3 protein-coding genes are annotated in these 2,736 nt (G+C 57.7%); all 3 read right to left on the reverse strand.

Annotated elements, in window-relative coordinates; all coding sequences use genetic code 11:
• Positions 1 to 146: 146 nt before the first annotated feature.
• Positions 147 to 566 carry a c-type cytochrome domain-containing protein gene (locus tag BLV97_RS20510; protein ID WP_051646000.1) on the reverse strand — a complete coding sequence of 140 codons (420 nt, stop codon included), beginning with the start codon at positions 564 to 566 and terminating at the stop codon, positions 147 to 149.
• Between the two features lie 534 nt (positions 567 to 1,100).
• Positions 1,101 to 1,514, reverse strand: coding sequence for a c-type cytochrome (locus BLV97_RS20515; protein ID WP_081825018.1), 414 nt, complete (start codon positions 1,512 to 1,514; stop codon positions 1,101 to 1,103).
• A gap of 105 nt (positions 1,515 to 1,619) precedes the next feature.
• A partial coding sequence (locus tag BLV97_RS21370) for a hypothetical protein (protein WP_176992678.1) occupies positions 1,620 to 2,736 on the reverse strand: 1,117 nt, incomplete at its 5' end.

Below are 2,736 nucleotides of genomic sequence, written 5' to 3' on the forward strand. Positions count from 1 at the left end.
GGTCTGGTAGGTCAGGGGTGTCGGCTCGCTCATGCCACCCGGCTATCAGCCTGGATTCAAAAATGAGCCCCCTCAGGGAATTGTGCAACAGAGCCAACGTGACCCGGTTGACCGGGCACGATCATGCTTTCCCCAGCCGCCCGCCCTCAATTGTCCTTCGCGCCCTGATTTACCCAATCCTCGATCAACCTGACCTCAGGTTTAGGCAACCAATGTGCAGACTTGGATGCCTGCAAACACACGTGGGAATCCTTCGATTCCTGCGTGCATGTCTTCGGCATGGCGATGGAGGCATCGGCGTGATGCCCGATCAGCCATATCAGATTGCTCGTGAGGCTCGATCCAGACACGACAACGGCGCCGTATTTCGTCCCCTTCATTACCGACGCATAATTCCGGACGCTAAAGCCGCTTTTCTCATAGCCGATCCCATTCGGAGAATGACATGAGGCACAGTAGTTTTGCAAGATCGGGTAGACATCGTTCTTGAAGCTGATCAGCGGACCGGCCGCGACTGTCATTGGGAAAAGCAGAAGGTTCATCATCAATGCAATTTTCATCGTCATCACGACAGTATCCTCCATTTTGGTGAAACACATCGGAGCAATCGGCGATAAAGACAAAGGCCGATATCGCGCTATGCACCCATATGATTCACCGCGCCGCGCGAATATCAAAAACCCCCGTCACTAGAAGTATTGCGGAATTACACGGTGCAATGTCCAGGGGATGCGGAAAATGATCTTGATCAATTGCACTCATCAGCCCGGGGGCCGTAGGCGGGCGGCCGTGACCTGCGCGGCGGCGGCGACCCTGCGCCCGACCAGGTCCTCGGCAGGTCATACCGGAGCGCTCTGCAAGGCCCGATCGCCACTCTCTCGCCGGTGTTGCCAGCGTTCGGGGCGGTCCAGCCACCAAGATCACCGCGCAATTGTCACGCCGCGTGCGGCCTCTTCATTCTGGGTCGATTTCGTAATTACATTATAATCAATGCATTACATGATGATGGCGCAGGCGCATGAAACCCGGACATCATAGCCCAGCCAAGCGCGCGCCACCGGCCTTCCGGCTTCATGTGGCAAGCGCCGGGCATTGAAGGACTACTTCCCGACCGAGGCAAGAAAGGCCGCCACGTCGGCCCCGCCCTGCGCCAGCCTGAAGGGCATGTTGCTATGTGCACCCTTGTCGCCGGTGTATTGCTCGAGAAACCGCGAGGAATTCTTTAGGTAGGCGGCGATTTCCTTCTGATTCCAGACAAGGCCCTTCCTGCCTGCCTCCTTGATGCCAGCGCCATAGTTGAAGCCGGGCTCGCTGCCGGCCCTGCGCCCGATCACGCCATATAGGTTTGGACCGATCCGGCCACCCGGCACGATCGCCCGACCATTCGGTGCGACGATCGAATGGCACGCCCTGCATGTATTAAATATTTTCCGGCCATTCGACGCATTGCCCGAGGCGAATGCAGGACCCGATAGAGCCATCAAGGTTATAGCCGCAAGGATATGCACTTTCATTGTCAACTCTCCCTATTCCGGCCCGTGCACAAATCGGCATCAGACATTTGGATTGGTTTCCCGAATGGGTGTCGGCACCGCAACGCCGCGGTGCCGATATGCCACCTAGAAGGCGAATAGCGTGTAGAGGAACACATAGTCGTTGTCGGACGCATTATGCCTGTTCCCATCGAAATTCGATGTTCCGCCGTAGAGCTTCAGGAAGTGGGTGTATTTCGCCCCGAACTTGAAGTTCATATCCTTGTAGGAGAATGGCGAACCGTCCATCCATGGCGAGTAGTTAACCTCGATCGAAATACTGCTGCTGTCGGGCGAGTTGGCCGTCGAGTTCGCGCCATAGAGGCCCGCATCCGACGTGCCGGTAACATTGGAATAGGCTCCGATAAGCGCCCATTTCGGCTTGTAGTAGGTCACCGATAGATCGAGCGCATTGAGCCGGTCGGACAGGTTGCTGGAATTGGCCTGCGCCTTGCTGGAGGCCAGATGCTGCCATTCCATGATGTCACGAGCCTTGAACGTCAGCCCGTAGTTGCTGCCCTGATAATCGTACTGGCTGTCCAGCATAAGGTCGAAGTAGCGGTCCTTGCCGTAGGTGCCGGTGTAGTTGGGCTCCAGGTTGGCCAGCATCGCCAGTCCGCCGACCATCAGCGTGCCGCCGCCGACATCTTGCGTGTGGGCCACGCGCAGGTAGGGCGCGATGCCATTGACATTGAAGCCGCTACCCCCAGCGCCCAGGCCGGCCAGCATGTCCTGAGACAGCCCCTTGTAGCCGCCGAACTCGGCATAAAGGCCGTTGTCGAAATTCGCGTAGGCGGTAAGGCCCAGGACCTGCTGCGCCAAGGTGCCCTGCAACAGTGTGGCAGGAAAGCCGAATTGCGGCATGACAGCCGAGTCGAAGGCCGGATAGCCCCAGGCCGGCGTTGTCGCCCAGGGATCCTGAATGGTGGGGTTGTTGTTAAGGCTCAGGCCATAGGTCGCGCTCTTGCCAAACAGCGTGCCTGTCCGGGCGTAGCGGATATCGGTGTTGTCCCATCCCCAGACATGGGCGTTGGGATCATAGGTCATCTGGATGAACGCGCCGACATTATCGAAAAGCTTGCCGGCAAGAAAAATGCTTATCTGATCGAGCCCCCCTCCGTCAGGGTAGTTGTCATCCGCTCTGAAACTGGAAGTGTATTCTGAGGCGGGCGGGACAGGACAAGGGTTTGGCTTATTCACCGGA

The sequence above is a fragment of the Allgaiera indica genome (assembly GCF_900106675.1).
GTDB lineage: Bacteria > Pseudomonadota > Alphaproteobacteria > Rhodobacterales > Rhodobacteraceae > Acidimangrovimonas > Acidimangrovimonas indica.

What these genes read in the sequence shown, in the direction of transcription:
- BLV97_RS20515 (WP_081825018.1), bottom strand. Translation starts at nt 1,514, where the DNA reads ATGAAAGTGCATATCCTTGCGGCTATAACCTTGATGGCTCTATCGGGT.
- BLV97_RS20510 (WP_051646000.1), bottom strand. Translation starts at nt 566, where the DNA reads ATGACGATGAAAATTGCATTGATGATGAACCTTCTGCTTTTCCCAATG.